The organism is Clostridium malenominatum, from assembly GCF_039521365.1.
GTDB lineage: Bacteria > Bacillota > Clostridia > Clostridiales > Clostridiaceae > Clostridium_AW > Clostridium_AW malenominatum.
The window spans coordinates 203,283-227,565 of the sequence record NZ_BAAACF010000012.1 but is presented as its reverse complement, the minus strand read 5'-3'; the positions used below and the strand labels follow the sequence as shown (position 1 = coordinate 227,565).

Annotated in this window: 23 protein-coding genes, 1 pseudogene and 1 other annotated feature; of the genes and pseudogenes, 19 read left to right on the top strand and 5 right to left on the bottom strand. The window is 31.7% G+C overall.

The genetic code is table 11. The features are described 5' to 3' along the window. Window positions 1–79: 79 nt before the first annotated feature. Window positions 80–409 (bottom strand): DHCW motif cupin fold protein, encoded by a 330-nt coding sequence (locus tag ABDZ69_RS16820; protein ID WP_343771533.1) that lies wholly within the window; start codon window positions 407–409, stop codon window positions 80–82. A 245-nt stretch (window positions 410–654) separates the two neighbouring features. Between ABDZ69_RS16820 and mntA the strand changes: the two genes are divergently transcribed. From mntA to ABDZ69_RS16800, 4 genes are all read left to right on the top strand, one after another. Continuing rightward, on the top strand, window positions 655–1,074 hold the full coding sequence (gene mntA / locus ABDZ69_RS16815) for a type VII toxin-antitoxin system MntA family adenylyltransferase antitoxin (RefSeq protein ID WP_343771531.1): 420 nt from the start codon (window positions 655–657) through the stop codon (window positions 1,072–1,074). After that, complete coding sequence (locus ABDZ69_RS16810) at window positions 1,071–1,499, top strand: HepT-like ribonuclease domain-containing protein (protein ID WP_343771529.1); 429 nt, start codon at window positions 1,071–1,073, stop codon at window positions 1,497–1,499. The genes mntA and ABDZ69_RS16810 overlap by 4 nt, the downstream gene beginning before the upstream one ends. Window positions 1,500–1,652: 153 nt before the next feature. Then, window positions 1,653–2,216 (top strand): sigma-70 family RNA polymerase sigma factor, encoded by a 564-nt coding sequence (locus tag ABDZ69_RS16805; RefSeq protein ID WP_343771527.1) that lies wholly within the window; start codon window positions 1,653–1,655, stop codon window positions 2,214–2,216. Continuing rightward, complete coding sequence (locus tag ABDZ69_RS16800; protein ID WP_343771525.1) at window positions 2,213–3,625, top strand: DUF4179 domain-containing protein; 1,413 nt, start codon at window positions 2,213–2,215, stop codon at window positions 3,623–3,625. Before ABDZ69_RS16805 ends, ABDZ69_RS16800 begins: the two co-directional genes overlap by 4 nt. A gap of 117 nt (window positions 3,626–3,742) precedes the next feature. Here the strand turns inward: ABDZ69_RS16800 and ABDZ69_RS16795 are convergent, their stop codons facing one another. The 3 genes from ABDZ69_RS16795 to ABDZ69_RS16785 are packed head-to-tail and all read right to left on the bottom strand — an operon-like array spanning window position 3,743 to window position 7,222. Beyond that, a complete protein-coding gene (locus tag ABDZ69_RS16795) occupies window positions 3,743–4,540 on the bottom strand; it encodes a sugar phosphate isomerase/epimerase family protein (protein WP_343771523.1) in 798 nt (265 codons plus the stop codon). Beyond that, window positions 4,534–6,132, bottom strand: coding sequence for a phosphoglycerate dehydrogenase (gene serA, locus ABDZ69_RS16790; RefSeq protein ID WP_343771521.1), 1,599 nt, complete (start codon window positions 6,130–6,132; stop codon window positions 4,534–4,536). The genes ABDZ69_RS16795 and serA overlap by 7 nt, the downstream gene beginning before the upstream one ends. Window positions 6,133–6,154: 22 nt before the next feature. Beyond that, entirely contained in the window at window positions 6,155–7,222 is a 1,068-nt protein-coding gene (locus ABDZ69_RS16785) for a pyridoxal-phosphate-dependent aminotransferase family protein (RefSeq protein ID WP_343771519.1), read from the bottom strand. Window positions 7,223–7,279: 57 nt separating this feature from the next. Beyond that, window positions 7,280–7,485 (bottom strand) — a binding site (T-box leader). A gap of 127 nt (window positions 7,486–7,612) precedes the next feature. Here ABDZ69_RS16785 and ABDZ69_RS16780 point away from each other — a divergent pair. From ABDZ69_RS16780 to ABDZ69_RS16770, 3 genes are all read left to right on the top strand, one after another. Then, on the top strand, window positions 7,613–9,538 hold the full coding sequence (locus ABDZ69_RS16780; protein WP_343771517.1) for a diguanylate cyclase: 1,926 nt from the start codon (window positions 7,613–7,615) through the stop codon (window positions 9,536–9,538). 60 nt (window positions 9,539–9,598) lie between these two features. Further along, window positions 9,599–11,722: an anaerobic carbon-monoxide dehydrogenase catalytic subunit gene (cooS, locus tag ABDZ69_RS16775; RefSeq protein ID WP_343771515.1), complete on the top strand. Its 2,124-nt coding sequence runs from the start codon at window positions 9,599–9,601 to the stop codon at window positions 11,720–11,722. A 121-nt stretch (window positions 11,723–11,843) separates the two neighbouring features. Next, the gene (locus tag ABDZ69_RS16770; protein WP_343771513.1) at window positions 11,844–12,212 is read left to right on the top strand and encodes a DUF3232 domain-containing protein; all 369 of its coding nucleotides are present in this window, start codon (window positions 11,844–11,846) and stop codon (window positions 12,210–12,212) included. Window positions 12,213–12,469: 257 nt separating this feature from the next. Here the strand turns inward: ABDZ69_RS16770 and ABDZ69_RS16765 are convergent, their stop codons facing one another. Beyond that, window positions 12,470–13,855: a PdaC/SigV domain-containing protein gene (locus ABDZ69_RS16765; RefSeq protein WP_343771511.1), complete on the bottom strand. Its 1,386-nt coding sequence runs from the start codon at window positions 13,853–13,855 to the stop codon at window positions 12,470–12,472. A 151-nt stretch (window positions 13,856–14,006) separates the two neighbouring features. Between ABDZ69_RS16765 and ABDZ69_RS16760 the strand changes: the two genes are divergently transcribed. From ABDZ69_RS16760 to secF, 12 genes and pseudogenes are all read left to right on the top strand, one after another. After that, window positions 14,007–14,903, top strand: a complete 897-nt coding sequence (locus ABDZ69_RS16760) for a hypothetical protein (RefSeq protein WP_343771509.1) — start codon at window positions 14,007–14,009, stop codon at window positions 14,901–14,903. A gap of 42 nt (window positions 14,904–14,945) precedes the next feature. Beyond that, window positions 14,946–15,563 carry a hypothetical protein gene (locus ABDZ69_RS16755; protein WP_343771507.1) on the top strand — a complete coding sequence of 206 codons (618 nt, stop codon included), beginning with the start codon at window positions 14,946–14,948 and terminating at the stop codon, window positions 15,561–15,563. Between the two features lie 93 nt (window positions 15,564–15,656). Continuing rightward, entirely contained in the window at window positions 15,657–16,253 is a 597-nt protein-coding gene (gene ruvA / locus ABDZ69_RS16750) for a Holliday junction branch migration protein RuvA (RefSeq protein WP_343771505.1), read from the top strand. Window positions 16,254–16,266: 13 nt separating this feature from the next. Then, entirely contained in the window at window positions 16,267–17,307 is a 1,041-nt protein-coding gene (ruvB, locus tag ABDZ69_RS16745) for a Holliday junction branch migration DNA helicase RuvB (protein ID WP_343771503.1), read from the top strand. Between the two features lies 1 nt (window position 17,308). Continuing rightward, window positions 17,309–18,334: a tRNA preQ1(34) S-adenosylmethionine ribosyltransferase-isomerase QueA gene (gene queA, locus ABDZ69_RS16740; protein ID WP_343771501.1), complete on the top strand. Its 1,026-nt coding sequence runs from the start codon at window positions 17,309–17,311 to the stop codon at window positions 18,332–18,334. A gap of 21 nt (window positions 18,335–18,355) precedes the next feature. Further along, window positions 18,356–19,486 (top strand): tRNA guanosine(34) transglycosylase Tgt, encoded by a 1,131-nt coding sequence (gene tgt, locus ABDZ69_RS16735; RefSeq protein WP_343771555.1) that lies wholly within the window; start codon window positions 18,356–18,358, stop codon window positions 19,484–19,486. A gap of 71 nt (window positions 19,487–19,557) precedes the next feature. Beyond that, window positions 19,558–19,884 carry a preprotein translocase subunit YajC gene (yajC, locus tag ABDZ69_RS16730; protein WP_343771499.1) on the top strand — a complete coding sequence of 109 codons (327 nt, stop codon included), beginning with the start codon at window positions 19,558–19,560 and terminating at the stop codon, window positions 19,882–19,884. A 61-nt stretch (window positions 19,885–19,945) separates the two neighbouring features. After that, window positions 19,946–20,311 (top strand): TIGR04086 family membrane protein, encoded by a 366-nt coding sequence (locus ABDZ69_RS16725; protein ID WP_343771497.1) that lies wholly within the window; start codon window positions 19,946–19,948, stop codon window positions 20,309–20,311. A gap of 74 nt (window positions 20,312–20,385) precedes the next feature. Beyond that, window positions 20,386–20,523, top strand: a complete 138-nt coding sequence (scfA, locus tag ABDZ69_RS16720) for a six-cysteine ranthipeptide SCIFF (RefSeq protein WP_216440072.1) — start codon at window positions 20,386–20,388, stop codon at window positions 20,521–20,523. A gap of 64 nt (window positions 20,524–20,587) precedes the next feature. After that, window positions 20,588–21,952 (top strand): thioether cross-link-forming SCIFF peptide maturase, encoded by a 1,365-nt coding sequence (scfB, locus tag ABDZ69_RS16715; RefSeq protein ID WP_343771494.1) that lies wholly within the window; start codon window positions 20,588–20,590, stop codon window positions 21,950–21,952. A 72-nt stretch (window positions 21,953–22,024) separates the two neighbouring features. Next, window positions 22,025–23,284 (top strand): annotated as a pseudogene (secD, locus tag ABDZ69_RS16710) (protein translocase subunit SecD); the annotation flags it as partial. Between the two features lie 21 nt (window positions 23,285–23,305). Continuing rightward, window positions 23,306–24,166, top strand: a complete 861-nt coding sequence (secF, locus tag ABDZ69_RS16705) for a protein translocase subunit SecF (protein ID WP_425544671.1) — start codon at window positions 23,306–23,308, stop codon at window positions 24,164–24,166. Window positions 24,167–24,283 lie beyond the last annotated feature (117 nt).

Genomic DNA, 24,283 nt, shown 5'->3' with positions numbered 1-24,283 from the left:
CAGCCAGTAACATGCCCTTATAGGGCTAGAGCAAACCACCCGTTTTACGGGTGGTCATGATTATATAGATTGAATTATTTTAATCAACTATAAAAAGTTTAGCGCCATTTTTAGTGGAGGAACGATGAGGATTTACATCATCAGCCACTTGATAACTTGTACCAGCTTTAAGGGTAAACTTTCGCCCATCTTCTAATTCTGTTTCTAATTCACCTTCTAATACAAGTAGTACATGACCACGGCTACACCAGTGATCTGCTAAATATCCTGGAGTATATTCCACCATACGAACACGTATATTTCCCTTTTCAAAAGTTCTCCATATTGCTTTCCCAGTTATACCAGAGTGTTCAGTAGTTTCTACTTCACTCCAATTAATTGTGCAAAATGGAACATCGACAATTTTCATATTTCTCTCTCCTTTATGTATAGTAATTGAATTCCATTCCATTATATAGTAACTTCAATATTTAGGGGGAGGAGTGTACTTAGGTTAGAGCTAAATAAACTGAGTACTCTCCTAGTATCATGAATATTCAGTAAAATTCGCATACTTCTAATAAATGATTATATTTAACAGTTATTTTTGTAAGATTTTTAAATTTAGTCTATAATATAGTTAGAGATTAATTAATTAAAAAGTTGGTGATTGCATTGGGGATAAAGGAAGATAAACATATTATATTAGAAAAGTTAAATTCACCTGAATTTTTGAAGAGAATTAGAAAGTCTAATATTTCAACTGTAATTATTTTTGGAAGCATTTGCACAGATGAATTTCACGAACTTTCAGATGTAGATATAGCTTTATTATCTGAAGACAAAATAAATTTAGATAATATTCTAGATATAGAGTTATTTTTAGAAAGATACCTACAAAGGGAAGTAGATGTATTAGATTTAAGAAGTAATACTTTAGATATATTTATAAAGATGAATATTTTAAATAGTAGTAAAGTTATATATTCTAGTGATGAAAATAAGTTATTACAAAAGTTTTGTGAAGATACTCATAGAATATATAAGGAAAATGAAGATTTTATTTATTTTAGAAGGATGGATGTATTGTCATGAATAAAGAGAGGCTTTTAAAAATAATAGAAGATATGAAAGAATGTGTAGCAGACATAGACGAATGTATTGAGGTGCTAGGAAAAGATAATAATGATAAGATTATAATAAAATTAGCAAAATCAAGCTTAAGACAATTATTTGTTAGTTTCCACACTATATTAGAGGATTTTTCTTCAATAGTTCTAAAAGAATTGAAAAAATTTAAAGTTGGAATAACTTTAAGTGAAAGTTTAAGTATATTAAGAGAAAGTAATGTTTTCGATGAAGAAACCTATGTGTTTTTAGAAAAATCTAGATTAATTAGAAATAGAATTTCTCATAGATATAAAGAGCCTAACCATGAAGAGTTGGTTACTCATATTGGTAAATATAGAGATAAGCTTGATGTAATAATAGAAATAGCAAAAGGATACTTAAATAGTTAATAGTTTTTAGATTTTTAGTTATTGTAGGAGTATGAATAAATTTGATTTACACAAATTTATTTATACTCCTATTTATATATTAGCAAAATGTGGTGTCAGAAAATCACAAGTTCTTTCGTATTAGATTATGAGAAGCTTCTTAAGGAGGAAAATATGAAGGTAGATGATAGTAACTTTATAAAAGAAATAAAAAAGAAAAATACAAAAGCTCTAGAGTTTATAGTAGACGAGTATAGTAATTTAGTTTTTAAGGTTGCAGGTAGTGTGTTAAATTCAAGTTTTCATCATCAATATGTAGAAGAATGTGTAAATGATATATATTGGTCTATATGGAATAATATTGAGAGTTTTGACCAGGAGAAGGGAAACTTTAAATATTGGATAACTGCTATAGCAAAATATAAAGCAATAGACTACAAAAGAAAGCTATTTAAAGAAAGTATTGCTGAATCTATAGATGATTACATTCCATCAGAGGAAGAAAGTATAGAAAATATGCTGGTAGGTAAAGAAAATAGAGAAGAACTTTTAAAAGCTATAGATGGAATGAAAGACGAGGATAGGGAAATATTTATAAGAAGATATTTTTTATATGAGGGTGTAGAAAATATAGCAAAGTCTTTTGGGGTAAATAGAAATTTAGTAGATAAAAGACTCTCAAGGGGACGTAAATTCTTAAAGGAAAAGCTTATGGTCTTGAAAGGAGAGGTATTATGATGAATGATAAGGATATATATAAGCTATTTAACGAGGTGAAAATTGAGGAAAGTGAATTTAATGATATGAAGGAGGAAGTAAACATCATGGAAAAGGAGAGAATTAAGAAAAATTTAAATAAAAGAATAAGAGGAGAGAGAAATTTAAAAAGGATAAAATACACGTCTACTGCCGCAGCTTTAGGTCTAGTTTGTTTATTAGGTATTGGAGCAGCCTCTCCAGCCGTTGCTAAAAATATTCCGGGTTTAAATTCTATAATACAAATGCTAAATAATAAAAATGGAGATCAGGGAGAATATGAAAAATACTCTCAAATTGTAGATAAAAGTGTTACAGATAAGGGAGTGACCCTTACCGTAAATGAAATATTAGCTGATGAGTCAAAACTTATTATAAGCTATACAATAAAAAGTAATAAAAAAATTAAAGATTTACAAGTATTTGGGTTACAAAGATTTTTAAAAATAAATGGTAAGGATTTTTATGGCTCTGGAGGTGGTAGAGGAGAGTATATTGACGATTATACCTATATTGCCAGTGAAGAAGCTGATATTAATTTATTTAAAGCACCTGAAAAATTCAATGTAGATTTAAAAGTTAGAGAGGTTGCTGATGTAAAAGGTAAGTGGAATTTTGCTTTTAGTGTATCAAAAGAGGAAATAGCTAAAAATAGTACTATATTTAAACCTAATAAGAAATTAGACTTTACTGATAGTGTTGTAACTGTAGATAAAGTGACATTTACTCCTATAGGTACTTATATTTCATTAAGTGGAGACTATAAAGAAAAAAATAGGAAGGCAAATCCTAGTAATATATTTGAATATGGCTATTGGATTGCTTTTGATGATAAGGGAGTAGAACTTATACCAAATGGTATCGGTGGTGGAAGTTCTAATAGTACAACTTTCCATAGTGAAATGAACTATACAAAGGTAAAAGATATTCCTAAGTATTTAACTATATTACCTTTAAAGATTATTCCTTCAGGAGGAGGAGGGGTAAGCGTGGATGAAAATGGCAAGGAGACACCAATTACTATAGAAACAAAGAAACCTACAAAAATAAGTAAAGCTATAGATGGAATCTATCCAATAGAACTTTCACAAGGAAAAATGGGAAAACTTATAATTAAGGAAATAAAAACAGAAAAAGATAAGACCATAGTTAAATTTACCGCTGAAGGAAAAGTGCCATATTTTCAGGCGGAATCTCTTCATATAGAAGATGATAAAGGGGAGTGGGTTAAAGTTAAAGACCGTGATATAAGAAAAGATGAAGAAAAACCTAATGAATTTACAAAGGTATTTGAAGCCTTAGATTCTAATAAGAAATATAGTATATGTACCAATGATTTCGATAATGTTGAAATGAGAGAAGATTTAAAGTTTAATATTGAACTTAAATAAGTTTTTTAGTTAATAGTTAATGAAGAAATTCCTGGGGAATTTACATAATAAAAATTCTCCAGGAATTTTGTCCATAACTACCCAACTAATAAACTAAAAATCTAAAAATCTAAACATCTAGAAAAAGTTGCCACGCAATTTTTCAAAAGACTTGATAGCTTCTTCTCTAGGTCTTACTTCAATAATATAAACGATATCTTTATCCTTCATTAAATTAAATATTTTTGTAAAATTAACTCCACCAGTACCAGGAATTTGATGATCGCTTTTGCCATTATTGTCGTGGACATGGCAGGTTTTTATTTTATCTATATTTTTAGTGAAGAATTCCACTTCATTATACTTATTTTCATAGGAATGTCCTATGTCCCAAGTTAAGGATAGATTAGAGGTCTCTAACAATTCTTGAAGAGTTTCCTGAATTAAGTTCTCTGTGAAACGACCAGAGTTTTCAACACAAATCATTAATTTGTTATCTGCGTGATTAACTAACTCTAATAGAGAATCCTTTAGTATTTTCATATATTCTTCTTTATGAAATTCTTCCATATAGCTTTTTCTATCAACTAGAGTAAAACATACAGAAGGACCCACATGGAGGGTTAAGGCTCTCCCTCCAATGTGTATTCCGAAATCTATGATTTCCTTTAATCTATCTATGGTAGCTCCTCTAATACTACTTTGTAACTGAAGTAAAGTTATATCTTCAGGGGCATGCATGGATAAGGTTATTCCTTTTTTCATTGCATATTCCTTTATTTTAACTCTTTCCTCCATAGAAAAGTTTTCAGGGAAATATATAGGAACATTTAAATTAATCTCTACAGCATTCATATTATTTTCAAAGGCGAAATCTATGGTTTTATAAATGTTTTCTTCTCCTATAGTTGATGCATAGCCAATGTTTTTTAGCACTGTATCACCTTAGCCCATAAAATATTCTCTGTTTTACTTAACTTATTAAGAGCCGCCTTTGAAAGATTATCATCTATGGTTAAAACCATTAGGGCCTTATCTCCCTTTAGTTTTCTACCAACCTGCATTGTAGCAACGTTCACATTTTCAAGTCCTATGAAGGTACCTACCTGACCTATAACCCCAGGAACGTCACGATTTTGTAAAACTAGCATATAGTCACTTGGGGTAACATCTACTTCATATCCTAGTAATTGAACTAATTTACCTTCACCTTTGTTTGAAATAGTTCCATCTAAAGTAAATTCTTCCCCTTTGCTATTTATAATTTTTATGGTAATTAAATTTGAGTAATTATCGTAATGATCGCAGAAGTTTTGAACCGTTAAACCAATGCCGCTTTCTTGAGCTATAACCTTTGCATTAATATAATTAACCTTCTCTTTCATTACAGGCTCTAGAAGTCCTTTTATGAAGGCTATAGTAGCCATTTCTGTATCTTGACATCCAACTTCTCCCCAATAATTTATCTCTACATGCTTTATAGCATGCTGATTTAGTTGATAGTATATTTTACCTAGTGTTTCCATTAAATCTATATAAGGCTTTAAAGCTTTTAATTCATCTCTATGGATTAGAGGAAGATTTACTGCGTTAGGAACGATTTCCCCTCTTAGACCATAAAGTACTTGCTGTGCTATAGTAAGTCCAACATTTTGTTGGGCCTCCACTGTAGTTGCTCCAATATGAGGGGTAACTACCACGTTAGGGAACTTATATATTTCTGCATCTTTTCTAGGTTCTTTTTCGTGAACATCTAGGCCAACACTGGCTATTCTTCCTATGGCAAGGCCATGGCATAAAGCTTTCTCATTTAAAAGATTTCCTCTAGCAGCATTTACAATTCTAACCCCAGACTTCATAAGCTCTACTTCTTCCATGCCAATGATTCCAAGAGTTTCTTCAGTTTTTGGGGTGTGTATTGTTATAAAGTCTGATTCTCTTATTAATTCAGCTAAAGTATTTTTCTTCTCAGCATTATATCTATCAAATCTTTCCTTAGAAATATAAGGGTCGTAAGCAATAACTTTCATACCAAAGGCATTCATTCTTGTAGCTACCAACGCTCCTATTCTACCAAGACCTATAATTCCGAGGGTTTTACCAAAGAGTTCATTACCCATAAATCTATCTCTATCCCAATTGCCACCCTTTAAATAATTATCAGATAAGGCTACATTTCTTGAGGTTGATAGTAGCAGTGCTATGGTTAACTCACAGGCAGAGATGCTGTTACTATCTGGAGTGTTAGCAATTATTATACCTCGTTTAGTAGCTTCTGGAATATTTATATTGTCTACGCCGTTACCAGCACGCCCAACAATTTTTAATTTAACTGCTTTATCCATAAGTTCTGCATCAACTTTTGTATCGCTTCTAATTATGAGGCCGTCGTAATCTCCTATTATATCTAAAAGTTCTTTTCTATCCAGTCCAATTTTAATATCTACTTGAAAATCTTGTTGGTTTTTTAAAAGATTTATTCCTATATCATCTATTTTATCAACTATTAATATTTTATAATTTATCATCTTAAATACCCCCTAAAATATATTAAATTACTTTCCTAATTGCGTCTAGAGTTCTATCAATCATATAGTCGTCTACATATCCCATATGACCAACTCTAATCATTTTTCCTTTAGTAGCTCCTTGCCCCCCAGCTACTACTATATTGTATTCTTTTTCTAACCGTGATTTTATTTCATCTCCATTTCCATTATCTAAGGAAATAGCTGTTATAGCATTTGATAAAACTCTTTCGTCAGTAAATAGCTTCAGCCCCATGCCTTTAATTTCCCCTCTAAACTTTTCAGCTAATACTTTATGACGAAGAAATACATTTTGAAGCCCCTCTTCCTCTATCATTGTTATAGCTTCATTGGCAGCGGAAATTAGTGATACTGCTGGAGTATAAGGGTTTTGAGGCTCACTTTTTTCCATATACTTAATTCCTTCTAAAAAATCAAAATAAAACTTAGGCATTTTAGAAGCCTTACAATAATCTATGGCCTTTGGGCTAAGACCAATAAAGGCAAGTCCAGGAGGACACATTAAGGCCTTTTGTGATGCTGTAGCTAATACGTCAATATTCCAATTGTCCATTTGTATATCTATAGCTCCCAGTGAGCTTACTGCATCAACTATATATATAAGATTTTTATTTTTTAAAAATTCACCAATTTCTTTTATTGGATTAACTGCTCCTGTAGAGGTTTCATTATGAGTAATAATAACCCCCTTATGATCCTCTTTTAATTTATCTTGAATTTCTCCAAGGGAGACAGCTTTTCCCCAAGGAATTCTAATTTCATCCACATTTAAACCGTATATTTTAGCTATTTTAATAAATCTATCTCCAAAATCTCCTATGGATATTGCCAAAACTTTATCCCCAGTATTGAAGCAATTTATTATAGAGGCTTCTAAGGCACCAGTTCCAGCGGAAGGAAAAGTTAAAACATTAGAATTTGTTTGAAAAACAAATTTTAATCTTTCGTTTAATTCTCTAAAAATTTTACTATATTCTGATGTTCTGTGGTGTATCATGTTTTCTTTCATTTTGTTTAACACTCTTTCAGGAACATTAGTTGGCCCCGGTGTCATTAATAATTTTTCCATAAAAAAACCTCCATTACATAATTTTTTGCATAAAAAAAACCCGCCCAGTTAGCATAAGCTAAGGACGGGGGAATAGCCACGTGGTACCACCTTAATTCACTACTTGCAAGTAGCCTCTATATGATAACGGCATATAACCGGAATAGGTTGCTTACACCTAAACAGTTCCAGGTCGGATTCTACAAGTTTCACTATCGATTTACACCAAACATCGACTCTCTAAAAATGAAAGTTTGTATACTACTACCCTTCAAAACTTTAAAGTATTAGATTATATTATATAACATAAATTATTATAATGCAATAGATAATTTTAGGGAATTTATAAGGAGATTGAACATATAATTAATATTAATGGTAAAATTGCTAAACTAAAGGAGGCGTTAGAGCATGATTGATGATATTTCAGAAAGTAAAGTTTGGAATAAAGCAAAGAAATTATCTAGTGTTTTAGTTAAATATCTTCAGCTTCCATTAGGAGATGTAGATTATGATATTATATGTAAAGATATTTTAGAATTATCAGAAGGCAAAATGGCACTTCTGACTTTATATGAGGAAGAAAATAATAAGTTTAAAATTAAAGGAGCCAGGAGTGGTGAGTTAGCATATAGACTATTAGGTAAATATTTTTCAGTTAATAAAAGGACAACCATAACTTTTAGAGATGATAGAAAAATTAAATTTTATAAAATAGAAGATGTTCTTAAAGATTTACTGGATGAAAATAGTATAGAAGAGATAAAAGTGGAACAAGGCATAGATTCTTGTTGTAGTATAGTTATCTATGAGGGAAAGCGTATTCTAGGAGAAATAATAATATTTATGAAAAAGAATAATACTCTCTTTGATACTAGTTTTCTAGATATATATGGAAATTACTTGAGTTCCTTATTGATTAGGAAAAACTTAGAGAAGGAATTAAAGGAAAAAGAAGAAAGATGGAAGTTTGCCATAGAGAATAATGGAGATGGAGTTTGGGACTGGGATATTAAAACGAATAAAGTAGTTTTTTCAAATACATGGATTAAGATGCTAGATTATGAAGAAGAGGAACTTCAAAAGGATTTTCAAACCTTTATAAGATTAATCCCTACAGAAGATTTGCAACTTTTCTATGAAAACTTGCAGAAACATTTTAATGGAGAACAGGAAGTTTTTAGAACAGAACACAAACTAAAATGCAAGAACGGAGAATTTAAGGATTATCTGGCTAGAGGCAAAATAGTAGGGTGGGATGCTAATGGTAATCCTAATAGAATGATTTGTACTCATACTGATATTACAGAAAGAAAAAAAGCTTTTGAAAAGGTTGCCTACTTATGTTTTCATGATAATTTAACTGGAGTTTATAATAGAGCTTTTTTAGAGGAAGAAATGAGACGATTAGATACAAAAAGGCAGTTGCCTCTAACTATAATAATGGGAGACGTGGATTGCTTAAAGCTAGTAAATGATGCCTTTGGACATGAAGAAGGGGACAGGTTAATAAAAGGGATAGCTAAAATATTAAAAAAAGCTTGTAGGGAAGAAGATATTATAGCTAGAACTGGTGGAGATGAATTTGTAATTATGCTTCCTATGGTTACTGAGGAGATAGGACTTAGAATTGTGGAAAAAATAAAGAAATTGTGTAACCAAGATATGAGTTTGCCTATTCAACCTAACATCTCTTTAGGAGTAGCTACAAAAACTATTGAGGAAGAAAATATTTTTGATATTTACAAAAAAGCTGAAGAAAGAATGTATAATAATAAGCTGATAGATGGTAAAAATTTAAAGAAAAAAATAATTAATCATTTAACGAAGACTTTACAAGAAAAATCTCAAAGGCAAGAGGAAGATTACAAAATAATTAAAGATTTATCTTTAAAAATAGGAAAATATCTAGAATTAAGTAAAGAAGATATGGAAGCTTTAAGTACATTATCTTCCTTTTATGATGTAGGCTTAATTGCTGTACCAGATAAACTATTATCTAAAAGAGCACTAAGTGGTATAGAAGAGGAAATTATAAAAAGACATTGTGAAATTGGATATAGAATAAGCATGGCTATTCCTGAACTAGTGAATATTTCAGAATATATATTATGCCATCATGAATACTATAATGGAAGAGGGTATCCTCAAGGATTAAAGGGGGATGATATACCTTTATTATCAAGAATAATTTTTGTTTTAGAAACCTTCATTAAATACGCAGATAAAGACATGGCACTAAAAGAAATAAAGTTTTTTTCTGGAAGCAAATTTGATCCAAAGGTTGTTGAGGCCTTAGAGTTTGCAATGAAAAGTTATTATTATGTAGATATTTAAGAATAATAAAAAAAACTTCTGGTAAAACTATTTTAGAATAAGTTTACAGGAGGTTTTTTTATGTCAGATAAGGATATTAGAAATTCGTATGAAGAAAGCGCCAAAAGGATGAGTGGAGAGTCACAGACTATAGCATCGAAATTAAAATCCACTAATGATCCAAATGAGCATAATGATTTGCATGAAAATATTAAAGTAGATTATCAAAATTCTCCAGAGTTTTCCGATATGGAAGAAGTACATAGGTGGCAAAGAGAACATGTAAAACAAGAACAAGGAAAAGATGGATATCCATTAAATGTAATAATTGATCCAGCTATGAGGGAAATGTACAAAGTTGTAAATGATGCAGGATTAACTAATGTATTTGATAGATTTTCACAGCAGCAACCAATACAGTGTAAGTTTTGTATTGAGGGTTTGTCTTGTCAATTATGCGCCAATGGACCTTGCCGTATAAGCGAAAAGGTACCAAGAGGAACCTGTGGTGTTGATGCTCATACTATGGTAGCAAGAAACTTTATGTATAGACATGTTACCATTGGAACTTCAGCAAACATTTTCCACTGTCATCAAGCAGCTAGAACATTAAAGGCAGCAGGTCAGCACCCTGAAAGTGGATTGAAAATTAGAGATGCAGAAAAGCTTAAAAAATACGCAGATATGGCAGGCCTTGATGCAAATAAGCCAATTGAAAAGCTAGCTATAGAATTTGCTGATTGGGTTATGGACGATATCCATTCTCCGTATCACATACCATCTAAAACAGTAGAAGCTTTTGCTCCTACAAAACGTAAAGAATTATGGAGACAGCTTGGATTATTTCCAGGCGGAGGATATAGTGAAGTAGCTTACGCACAAACTAGATGCATGACTAACTTTACTTCAGACCCAGTGGAATTTTTATTAAATAGCGTAAGATTAGGTATAGCAAATGAATATCAAGGACTATTCCTATTAGATATTATTCAAGAAATACTTATGGGAACTCAAGAAATTGCTCAAAAGAAGCAAAATATGGGATTATTAAAGGAAAGCATGATAAATGTAGTTACCAATGGTCACATGCCACTACTTGCTCATGTTGCTATTGACTTAGCATCTACTGATGAATGGCAGCAAAAGGCTAAAGCTGCGGGAGCAGAAGGAATTCAAATATTAGGTCATGTATGCGAAGGGCAACAGCTTATAAACTATGAAGGTACTCATAATCAAAAGGGTTATGGAGGGCAAGAAGGAGAATGGTTATCTCAAGAATATCTCTTAGCTACTGGAGTAATAGATTTATTCATGTTTGATTATAACTGTACTGTTGCTACTATGCCTATATTTGCAAAGAGATTTGGAACTAAATTATTAAGTACTCACCCTGTAATAAAGCTTCAAGGCACAGAAACCTTAGACTTTATTCCAGAAAAAATGAAAGAGCAGGCTGAAAAAGCGTTAGATAAAGCTATAGAAGCATTTAAGCAACGTAAGGCAGAAAATAGAAAAACATATATTCCAAATTATGTATCAGATTGTACAGTAGGTTTTAGCACTGAATCCATTAGAAAGGCATTAGGAGGAAGCTTCGATCCTTTAATAGAACAAATAGCAAATGGAAATATTAGAGGAATAGCTACTATTGTAGGATGTACTACTGCAAGATATGGCCAGGGTGGAAGTAACATATTTAAGATTACTCAAGGATTAATTAAAAACAATATATTAGTATTATCCGGAGGATGTACCTCTAGCGTAATGCAATACACAGGTCTTACAAATCCAAAAGCAGCAGATGAATGTGGAGAAGGATTAAAGACTGTATGTAAGAGTCTAGGAATTCCGCCAGTGCTATCTTACGGTGCTTGCGTAGACATAGGGAAAATGACTCACACAGCAAAAGAACTTGCTGATGCATTAAATGTAGATACAAATAAATTGCCTTTAGTAATTGGTGCTCCTGAATATTTAGAGCAAAAGGCAGTAGCAGATGCCTGTACAGCAGTAGCTCTAGGATGGTTAGTACACGTTGCTCCGGTTCCATCAATTACAGGAAGTGATGTAGTTGTAAAAACCTTAACTGAAACTACAGAAACTCTTGGACTTGGAAAGGTAGTTGTAGAAATGGATGCAGAGAAAACAGTTCAAATATATGTAGATCATATAGAGAAGAAGCGTAAGGAATTAGGATTAAACTAATGTAAATAGAAGAGGCTTAGGACTTATTAATGGTTCTAAGCTTTTTCTTTTGCTTATTATGAATATATGTAAAAAAACTTTAATAGTATGTATAAATAATGATAGTAAAGGGAGAGGGGTTATGTTAATTGAAAGAATAAGAGAAATTGCAGATAGAATTTCTAATTCAGAGGATTTGGATTGTGTAGAGGTTATTGAAGATTTAATTTTCTCAGCTGGAGAATATATAAAAAAAGTAAATGCTTTTGAAGGAGGACTTATAGTTGCTAAGTATTACACAGATGGAGAAGAGTATAGCAGCTATATTAATAGTTTAAATAAGGAAAAGGTACTAGCTCTTAATGAGCTTGTAGCAAATATAAAAATAACAAATAGATTATGTAAAAAATATAACATAGCGTTAGTTTATATAGGTGATGAGGAAGATAGGGAAGGAGCTTCTGAATTTGGGATGGAGTTATGTAAGGAGATATTTGCTTGTAAGAGGTAAAGTACTATATAATGTTCGTTAAGCCTTCACAAAATAAGAAGTTCTAAAACTAATTTTATGGGATTTCCTAATGCTGGCAAACTCCCTTCGGTCAAACATACGCAGCATTTTAACGGAACTACCATAAAATTAATTAAGAACTTCTAAATTTTGTTCAGATTCATACTGCACATTACATAGTACTTTAAAGATATTGATAAGGAAGAAATTCCTTGAGGGAATTTCAACCATAACTAAGAAACTAAAACACTAAAAATCTAAAAAACTGGTACAAAGTTATTTCCAAAAGAAGAAAAAGGTATTTTAAAAGCTGGTGTTCCCATAGCGTAAGGAGCTATTTCGTAGGGTTGGAAGTATATTACAAGGTTATCTCCTTCTATATAAAAGGGTTGTTTTTCTGATATACTTTCAAATCCTTGTATTAGGTGATTATCTTTGTTTAATACTTCTATTTGTTTTTTTATTTCTTCGTTTATTGCTTTTTTGTAATCAAAACCTTCTTTAAATAGATGATTTAAAGCAATTTCTTTTCCAGTGATTAAGTCGTAGTTGTAAGGAATGACGTTGTAATTTCCATGAGCTCCACCGGTATAAGAGTTATAAACTACGGTAAGACTTAAAAGCTTACTAGTAAGAGTATGGACTTTATAGTTTGTATCAGCAGCATAGTTTATAAGAGGAAAGCCTAATTTTTTTGATTCCACTACATACTCCATGCCATCTTTTTTTAGTTTTTCTCCAAATTCTTTTCCGTGGTTTTGGAACATTTCATTTAGTTCTTTTTGAATTTTTTCATCCTTTAGTTTATTCAATTGAGGAATTCTAATATCACCTTTATATCCTACTTCTTTTTCAGTTACTACATAGGAATATATTTTAGGAGAATCCTTTTTTAAATTAAGTTTTAAATTAACGCCTTTTTTAAAGGAGGAAAAAGGAATTTTAAATTCTTTAAAACCTGAAGAGTATGGAGCTATCTCATACTGTCCGAAGTAAACCACTAGGAAGCCATCTTCTATAAAAAATGGTTGGTCAGGTAGTATTCCTTTAAAGTAATTTGTTATCTCTGGGTAGTATTCATCAGGATTATTAGATATAGTTTCTCTTATTTGATCATTTATTATTTTTTCATATTCCTCATCAGGGCTAAATAAATCCCATAAAGATGCCATCTCAGAAGTTTTTATGTCTATATTATAACTCTTTTTTGTTGTATTTCCGTGAGCACCTCCAGTATAGGAATAATAGGAAATTGTAAAGCTAATCAAGTTGTTTTTATTATAATGCTCCTTGTAATCTATGATCACCTCGTAATTATTGCGAAGAATGCCTTTTGCATTATCTTCCTCTGCTATTGATTTAACTTTATTTTTAAAGCCTTCAATATCTTTAACTATCAATTCATTTAGCTTTTTTTCTGAAGAACCATCCTTTAATCCTGAGATTATGGGGATTTTAATGGTAGACTTAAATATCTTAGAATCTTCCTTAGTTTCCTTAGAAGATATAGTAGGAGTTTTATTTTCTGCCATGGCTTGGGCTTGAACTACTTCATTTTTATATTTTGGAATATTGAAAAGGTCTAGTTTATATGCTCCAATGGAAACTATTGCTGTAATAGCAATTGCTAATGTTTTTTTCATAATTATTACCTCCCTGTAACCTTTTGTCCTTAGTATAAATATATACTATTTTAAGATTAAGATAGTTACGAAGGAGATAAATTTTGGTAACAAATTGGTAACAAATTTATGTTATAATTACGTTATTAGCATAGGGATAGGGGATGTTTTTATGAAGGGAATTGTCACAGAAGAAATATATTATAAAAGCTTTGGTAAGTGCGTTAAAATAACTAATAATGTAGTTGAACTTTATGTAACAATAGAAAAGGGACCGAGAATAATAAGATACGGTTTTATAAATAGGGAAAATCATTTTTGTGAGAATATACCAACAAGTATGGAGGTTATGGGAGAGACATGGCACTTAATGGGTGGACATAGATTATGGCATAGTCCTGAAAGTAGCCCTAGAACATATATACCTGATAATAACCCTGTAAAGTGGCATATAAAAGAAAACTCTATAGTATTTCAAATGAATATAGAACCTTGGACTCAAATAAAAAAGGAGATAGAGATAACACTAGAGGAAGGAAGTAAGGTAGAAGTAATTCATAGACTAACTAATAAAGGAGCTTGGCCTGTAGAGTTATCTGCTTGGGCTATAACAGTTATGGCACCAGGTGGAATAGGGGTGATTCCTCAAGGAAAGAGGGAAACTAATTTGCTTCCCAATAGAGTAGTTGCTCTATGGCCCTACTCAAAAATGAATGATGATCGTGTAACTTGGGGAGATAAATATATAACCATAAGACAGGATAAGAGTAAAAAAGAACCCTTTAAAATGGGAATTTCAAATGAAGAGGGCTTTGCAGCTTATTTTAATCATAATAGTCTATTTATAAAAAGCTACAACCATGTTTTGGGAGAAAGCTACCCTGACTTAGGTGTATCCTATGAAACCTATACAAATGAATACATGCTGGAAATGGAAACTCTATCTCCTTTAAAAAAATTATCTACTGATGAAACTATTACTCATATTGAAAATTGGGTTTTGATAGACAATGTAAGTTTCCCTAGAGAAGAAGAAAAAATGGAAAAACTTTTAATGGTATTTGTATAAAACTATTAATTAATGTCAATAATCCTTCTAAGGAGGGATATTATGGATATTAAAAAAAATAAAAAGATATTTGGTTTCATGATTATAATGTTATCAATTATAATATTTACGTTAAGTTATTATATTGGTATACAGTATTTAAAAAGTAAAAATAAAGAAATAGATAATGATAATAAAATACAGGTAAATAACATCAATAAAGAGATAGAGGAAATTTATACTCAAGGTAGAGGAAATGAGGCTTTATCTCCAAATAGTTCTGTACAATTCAAAGTTAGATATAAAAAAAGTGGAGATACCTTTATAACTAAAGTTGATAAGGTGAGTAATTTAAGTGTAAAAACTAGGGGAGAGTTGGAAGAGAAGTTTAAAGAAGAGTATAAATTAACGGACTTCCAGTCAGATAAAATTGTAATGGTAAAGGAAATAGATAAGTATTCTCCAAATAAATATGTTTTAGGCATAAAAGAAGATTATTTAGCTATATTTAGGACAGACATTAATGGAGATATGTACATAGAAAATGAAGAAACGGATATTACGGATAAGAAAATAGATCACTTAAAAGAGCAAGATATAATAGCCTTAACTAAGGGAAGTAATTATTTTCAACGTAACACAAAAGAAGAAGCAATGGCACTCCTTGAGGATTATGAATAATAGTCCTCAAGGTTTTTTTATTGAAAAGGAACTGTTTATTTGATAAAGTAGAGATTGATAATTAATAATTAAAATCTTAAGGGGCTGAAGCTTGTGTATGAATATATAAAAGGTATTTTTAAGGGTATGAGTAAGGATTATATAGTTGTAGAAAATGGAGGAATAGGATATAAAATATTTACCTCTGGTAATACTCTATCAAAAACTCCAAAGGTTGAAGAGGAGATAGTACTGTTTTTGCAACAAATTGTTAGAGAAGACTTTATAGGGCTTTATGGATTTAGTTCTAAGGAAGAAAGAGATATGTTTAATCTGTTATTGACTATAAGTGGTGTTGGAGCAAAGGCATCTCTTTCTCTTTTATCCATAAGCAGTAGTGATAAATTAAAATATGCCATATTTACAGGAGATGAAAAGACATTAACTAAGGCACCAGGCATTGGGAAAAAAATTGCTCAAAGAATCATTCTAGAGTTAAAAGATAAAATAAAAATAGATAATTTAATGGACAAGGGAGAAAATATTGTTTTAGAAGATATAATTGAGATAGATACATACAATGAAGCTCTAGCTGCTTTAATATCCTTAGGATATTCGGAGAAGGAAGCTACTAAAGCACTAAATTATGCGGATAAGAAAGCCTCACTAGAAGTTATAATTAAAGAATGTTTGAGATTTTTAATGAATTGAGAGGAGTAATAATATGAATGAAAGATTTGTTACCCCTTTAAATTTAAGGGAAGACAATGAAATAGAGTTTAGTTTAAGACCTAAGAGGCTTAAAGAGTATATTGGTCAAAGAAAAGTAAAGGAAAAGCTTGATATATTTATAAAAGCAGCTCAAGGGAGAGGAGAAGCTTTAGACCATGTACTTTTATATGGACCACCGGGACTTGGAAAGACAACTTTAGCAAATATTATTGCGGAAGAAATGGGGGGTAACTTAAAAATTACCTCAGGGCCAGCCATAGAAAGGGCGGGAGATTTAGCAGCAATACTAACTACATTAAACGACTTTGATGTATTATTTATAGATGAAATACACAGGCTAAATAGAGCAGTAGAGGAGATACTTTACCCAGCAATGGAAGATTACGCTTTAGATATTGTAATTGGAAAAGGAGCTGCGGCTAAATCTATTAGATTAGACCTTCCAAAGTTTACTTTGATAGGGGCAACCACAAGAGTTGGGATGCTAACGGCACCTTTAAGAGATAGGTTTGGAGTGCTTTGTCCTATGGAGTTTTATGAAGAAGAAGAACTTAGAGAAATAATAGTTAGATCCTCAGGAATTTTAAATGTAGAAATTGAGGAAAAGGCGGCTTTAGAGCTTGCTAGAAGTTCCAGGGGTACACCTAGAATTGCAAATAGAATATTAAAAAGAGTAAGGGATTATTGTCAGGTAAAAGGTGATGGAATAATAGATTCTAAATCATCTATAGAAGCCTTAAGGTTATTTGAAATCGACAAAGAAGGCTTTGATAGCATAGATAACAAAATTTTGAATGCTATTATAGATAATTTTAATGGAGGTCCTGTTGGAGTTGAAACCCTGGCCTACTTCATAGGTGAGGAGCTTGATACTATTCAAGATGTTTACGAACCATATTTGATGCAAAAGGGATTTATAATAAGAACTCCAAGAGGAAGAGTGGCCACTGATAAAGCTTATAAGCATTTTAAAAAGAATAGAAATAGCAATATTGAAATTGAACAATGTTCCATAAATATAGAGGAGTGTTAAAGTGAAAGTAAAAGATTTTGATTATTATTTGCCAGAGGAACTAATTGCGCAGGTTCCTATAGAAAAAAGAGACGAAGCAAGGTTAATGATTATAGATAAAGAAAGAAAAGAAGTTGATCATAAAATATTTAAAGATATTATAGATTACTTAGAACCGGGAGATTGTTTGGTTTTAAATGATACTAGAGTGCTTCCTGCGAGGCTCATAGGAGAAAAAGAAGGAAGCGGTGGTAAAATGGAATTTTTACTACTGAAAAGAATAGATAAAGATAACTGGGAAACTTTAGTTAAACCAGGTAAAAAGGCTAAAATAGGAAGTAGATTTTCCTTTGGTAACGGGGAACTAAAAGCTCAGGTAGTAGCTTTAGGTGAAGAGGGAAGCAGGATAGTAGAGTTTGAGTATGAAGGTATCTTTGAAGAAGTACTAGATAGATTAGGACAAATGCCGCTGCCACCTTATATTAAAGAAAAGTTAGAGGATAAAGAGCAGTATCAAACGGTGTATTCTAAAGAAACGGGTTCTGCAGCAGCTCCAACAGCAGGGCTTCATTTTACTGAGGAACTATTAGAAAAAATTAAGGATAAAGGGGTGAACCTAGCATTTTTAACTCTTCATGTGGGACTTGGAACTTTTAGACCTGTAAAAGCAGAGGATATAAATGATCATATTATGCATTCAGAGTATTATAGTTTATCTAAGGAAACCGCTGAAATTATAAATAAGGCTAAAGAAAATGGTAAAAGAGTTATTGCAGTAGGAACTACTTCTTGCAGAACTTTAGAAACCATAGGGGATGAAAATGAAAGAGTTAGGGAAGCTTCAGGATGGACGGATATTTTCATATTTCCAGGATATAAATTTAAAATAGTGGATGCCCTTATAACAAACTTCCATCTTCCTCAATCTACCTTATTAATGCTAGTAAGTGCACTTTGCACTAGAGAAAAGATGTTGAATGCTTATGAAATAGCGGTGAAGGAAAAGTATAGATTTTTTAGTTTTGGAGATGCAATGTTTATTAAGTAATTTACTTTAAGGAGAATGAATATGTACAAATTGATAAAGAAATGTGGGAATGCTAGAAGAGGGGAATTTAAAACTGCTCATGGAACAATTCAAACCCCTGTTTTTATGAATGTGGGTACCTTAGGAGTTATTAAAGGTGCAGTATCTTCTATGGACTTAAAAGAAATAGGATGCCAAGTGGAGCTATCAAATACTTACCACTTGCATTTAAGACCTGGTGACAAAATAATTAAGCAAATGGGTGGATTACATAAATTTATGAATTGGGATAAGCCGATATTGACGGACTCAGGAGGGTTTCAGGTTTTTTCTTTAGCAGGTATTAGAAAAATCAAAGAAGAAGGTGTTTATTTTAGCTCTCATATCGATGGCAAAAGAATATTCATGGGACCAGAGGAAAGTATGCAAATACAAAGTAATATAGCTTCTACCATAGCCATGGCCTTCGATGAGTGTATTCCAATTCCATCTACAAGAGAGTATGTGGAGCAATCTGTGGCTAGAACTGTAAGATGGCTAGAAAGATGTAAAGTGGAAATAGATAAATTAAACTCTCTTCCAGACACTATTAATAAAAATCAAATGTTATTTGGAATTAATCAAGGAGCAACCTTCCATGATATTAGAGCTGCTCATGCAAAAGAAATAGTAAAAATGGATTTAGATGGTTACGCCATTGGAGGGCTTGCTGTAGGAGAAACCCATGAGGAAATGTACAATACCATTGAAGCTGTTATGGAGTATCTACCACAAGATAAGCCAATATATTTAATGGGGGTAGGTACCCCTGCCAATATACTAGAAGCGGTAGATAGGGGAGTAGACTTCTTTGATTGCGTACTTCCAGCAAGAAACGGAAGACATGGTCATGTGTTTACTAAAGAAGGTAAAATAAATCTAATGAATGCAAAATTCGAGCTAGATGGAAGACCTATAGATGAGGGATGTCAGTGCCCAGCTTGCAGAGATTACTCAAGAGCTTACATAAGACATTTGTTTAAGGCAAAGGAAATGCTAGCTATGAGGCTGTGTGTTCTTCATAACTTATATTTTTATAACAATATGATGAAAGAAATAAGAGATGCAATAGATGGAGATTATTTCTCTCAATATAAGGAAGAAAAGTTAGCGGAGTGGAATGGAAAAGCCTAGAAAAAACTTTACATCCTCCCAAAAGGATTATAAACTTATATTAGACAACTTTTTTGAGGGGAGGTGAGAGCATGTTAGCTACCACTAATGTACAAAATAATAATTTGTTAGGATTAGTTTTACCTTTTGCTATAATGATGGGTTTCTTTTATATTTTTGTAATTAGGCCTGAGAATAAGAGAAGGAAAAAATATAAAAGTATGTTAGACTCCGTAAAGGTAAATGACGAAATTATTACAAAGGGCGGAATACTCGGGAAAGTAATTAATATTCAAGATACATATATAATTTTAGAAACAGGTCCTAGCAGAGTTAGGATAAAACTTGATAAAAACGGTATATTGTCCCTTATAAACAGCAGTGAGACTGTTGAAGAAAAGAAAGAAGATGAAAGTTAAATTTCTTATCATAAAACACCTCTATTCTACATAAATACTAGTAGATAGGAGGTGTTTTTATATGGAAAGAAGTAATCTGTTACCTATAGGAGACGGGATTTTGAGGAGCACTATACTAACGGTGGTCTTTATGATAATATATGCTATCATTATGACTATAATAGACTTAAGTGATAAAGCTAATAGTATATTTTATCTTGTAACCACTGTACTTAGCATTATGTATGGAAGTATTTATGCTGTACGTAAGATTAATAAAAAGGGATGGCTAACTGGAATGATAGTAGCTACATTATATATGCTTATAATATACGTGGTATCTTTAATTGCAGGAAACACACCAGGATTAGATAATAGAGCTATAATGAAATTTTTATTAGCGCTAGGAGTAGGGGCACTATCAGGTATGCTTGGGATAAATATTTGAGTTTTGCTTTATTTTGCATTATTATTATGATATAATTACAAGGATATATTTATAAATAGAACGGAGGGATTTATGTGAAACATATAAAAACAATAAATAAAACGAACATAAAAGACAGCCTAAAAAAACCAGGATGTAAGGAATGTGCTAATTCATGTCAGTCAGCATGTAAAACTTCCTGTACAGTTGCAAACTTAGCTTGCGAAAATTAATATAAAAGCAGTAACCTAAGGTTACTGCTTTAAATTTAGTCCAAATAGATTAGGAGGAAATATCTTGTCACTTATACACAAATTTATTCAAGATGGAGAATTTTATATATTAGACGTAAATTCTGGAGCAGTACACCTAGTGGACGAGCTAATTTACGAAATGGTTGAAAAAGATGGATTAAAAGATAAAGAAGAGGTATTAAAAGCCTTTGAAGGTAAATATGAAAAGGAATATATATTTGAGGCTTATGAGGAGTTAGAAACCCTTGTTAATGAAGGTATGCTATACTCAAAGGATCTATATAAAAATATAGGGCTAAAAGCAGGAGAGGAAGAATCCTTAATAAAAGCACTATGTTTAAATATAGCTCATGATTGTAATTTAAGATGCCAGTATTGTTTTGCAGATGAGGGAGAATATAAAGGAAAAAGAGAGATTATGTCTCCAGAAGTGGGCAAGAAAGCAATAGATTTTGTAATTAAAAGCTCAGGGACTAGAAGAAATATAGAAGTTGACCTTTTTGGCGGAGAACCTTTAATGGCTTTCAATACTATTAAAGAAATAGTGGAGTATGGAAAAGAACAGGGAAAGGCTCACAATAAAGTAATAAGATTTACTATGACTACCAATGGAGTTTTGCTAAATGATGAAATAATGGATTATTTAGATAAAAACATGGGAAATATAGTGTTAAGCATTGATGGTAGAAAAGAAATAAATGATGAAGTAAGACCAGGAGTTACTGGAAAAGGAAGCTACGATGTCATACTTCCTAAGATAAAAAAGATGGTGGGAATGAGAGGTAAAGGAAAGCAATATTATGCAAGAGGCACCTTTACTAGAAAAAATACGGACTTTTTTGAAGATGTTATGCATTTAGTAAATGAAGGATTTGATGAGCTATCTATAGAACCTGTAGTACTAGAGGATAGTCATCCATTGTCTCTTAGAGAAGACGATTTACCAAAAATATTTGAACAATACGATAAACTTTATAAGGAATTACTTAAAAGACACAAAGAGGGAAATCCCTTTAAATTTTACCATTTCAACATAGACCTTCAAGGAGGACCATGTGTTTATAAGAGAATATCTGGCTGTGGAGCAGGACATGAATATGTGGCTGTGACTCCTTCAGGAGATATATACCCATGTCACCAATTTGTTGGTAATGAAGAATTTAAAATGGGAAATGTATTTGAAGAGGGGCTAAATGAAAATATAGAAAAGCAGTTTAAGGAAGGAAATATTTACTTTAAACCTACTTGTATGGAGTGCTGGGCAAGATTTTATTGCAGCGGTGGGTGCCAAGCAAATAACTTTAACTTTAATAAGGATATTTCGGTTCCGTACAGCCTAGGATGCGAAATGCAGAAGAAGAGAATAGAATGTGCTATTGCTTTAAAATCACAGTTAATGGAAGAATAGCTCTATTATATTGACTATTTTTTACATTAGCTATATAATTTTTATGAAATACACAGAAGAAGGGGGATAAATATGAAAGGTAATAAAACCTTCAAAAGCACAATGTTTTTTATACTTTCAGTGTTGATTATAGGTTTTTTAGCTTATGCAGGGACCTTTGGTATAGAAAATGTATTTGGAACGGGATATAGAGTAAAATCCTTTAATGAAGCTATAAAAAAAGGATTGGACCTTCAAGGGGGAGTTTCCCTAGTAGAGGAAATACAGGAAGACAAGGTAGATAATGCAACTATAGATAGAACTATTGAACTTATATCTATGAGAGTAAATAAACTAGGTGTTAGTGAAACAATAGTTCAAAGAGAAGGGGAAAAAAGAATTAGAATAGAAATACCAGGAGTGTATAATGCTAAAGAAGTAATAGACACTGTTGGTAAAACTGGTGAATTAAAATTCATAGGACCAGATAAAGAAGTTATATTAACAGGTAAAGATGTTAAAAATGCAGTGGCTCAAATAAATCCTGATAACAATCAGCCAATAATAAGTTTAGAGTTTACCGATGAAGGGACTAAGAAATTTGCAGAAGCTACTAAGAAGTTTATAGGACAGCAAATTGCAATTTACATGGATGAGGAACTTTTAACGAATCCAATGGTAAATGATGTTATAGCTACTGGAAAAGGTATGATAACAGGAAGTAAATCCCTTGAAGAAGCTAAAAGACAGGCAGGAATAATTAAATCTGGAGCTCTTCCAGTAGTAGTAAAACCTGTGGAAGCTAAAACCGTAGGAGCTACCTTAGGAGCTAATGCTCTTCCGCTTAGCTTTAAAGCAGGTGGCATAGGAATAGGTTTAGTTATGTTATTTATGCTATTCTTCTATAGGATTCCAGGACTTATTGCAAATATAGCTTTAGTTTTATATATAGTTTTAGTACTTTTAACTTTTGTTTCAATTAAGGCAACTTTAACTCTATCTGGAATAGCTGGTTTCCTATTAACTATAGGTATGGCAGTAGATGCAAATATTTTAATATTTGAAAGAATAAAAGAAGAGCTATCGGCAGGTAAATCTATAAGAAGCTCAGTAGAATCAGGTTTCCATAGAGCATTATCTTCAATTATAGACTCTAATACAACAACTATAATTGCAGGATTAGTTTTATATAATCTAGGTTCAGGAGCAGTAAAAGGCTTTGCCCTCACATTAATAATAGGTATAGTATTAAGTATGCTTACAGCTATAGTTATAACAAGATCCTTACTTAAATTAGCTGTAAATATTGGATTGCTTAATAGTTTAGCAGCCTTTGGTGCTAGTAGGAAGGAAGGGGAAACAAAATCCCTTAAGATAATTGAAAGAACAAAGGTATGGGTTGCCTTATCTCTTGTTATAATGCTTTCAGGATTATTCTTTAGTATTAAAAGTGGTTTAAACTTTGGTATTGACTTTAAAGGAGGTACTTTAGTTCAAATCAATATGAAGAGTGAGTATAACAAGGAAGAGATAGAGGGTATAATCGGAAAATACACAAAGGATTATACTACAAATTCTGCAACTAATTCTTCTGGAGAAATACATTTAGAAATAAGAAGTAACTCTTTAGAGGAAAGTCAAATTGATCCTATGTTTAAGGAAATAAAAGAAAAGTATAAGCTTGAGGATAAGGATTTACTTTCTCAACAAACCATAGGAGCTTCAATTGGAAAAGAATTAACACGAAAGGCAATATTAGCTCTAATCATAGCCAATATTGGAATGTTAATATATATAGGATTTAGATTCGAATTGAAATTTGGATTAGCAGCTATTATAGCTCTACTTCACGACGTATTAATAACTCTTGCTGTATATGCTGTATTACAAATACCTATAAATAGCAGTTTTATAGCTGCCATATTAACCATAGTAGGATACTCTATTAATGATACTATAGTTGTATTCGACAGAATAAGAGAAAATTCAAAAAGAATGAAGAGAGCAAGTGATGGAGAAATTGCAAATTTAAGTATTTCTCAAACCATTAAAAGATCCATATATACAAGCGTAACTACTTTAATTACCATAGCAGCTGTAGGCATATATGTTCCTTCTGTTAGGGACTTTGCCATACCGCTTGTAATTGGAATAGTAGCTGGAGGATATTCGTCAATTTTTATAGCAAGTCCATTGTGGGTATATTTAAAAAATAGAGATTTAGCTAAAAAGTAACAAAAATCAGAGCGATTTTGCTCTGATTTTTTATTTTTATATATAATTTGATAAAATGTTTGTAAAAAAGTATATTATAACTTATAATTATATATGCTTTTTATTTTTTGGAGGACT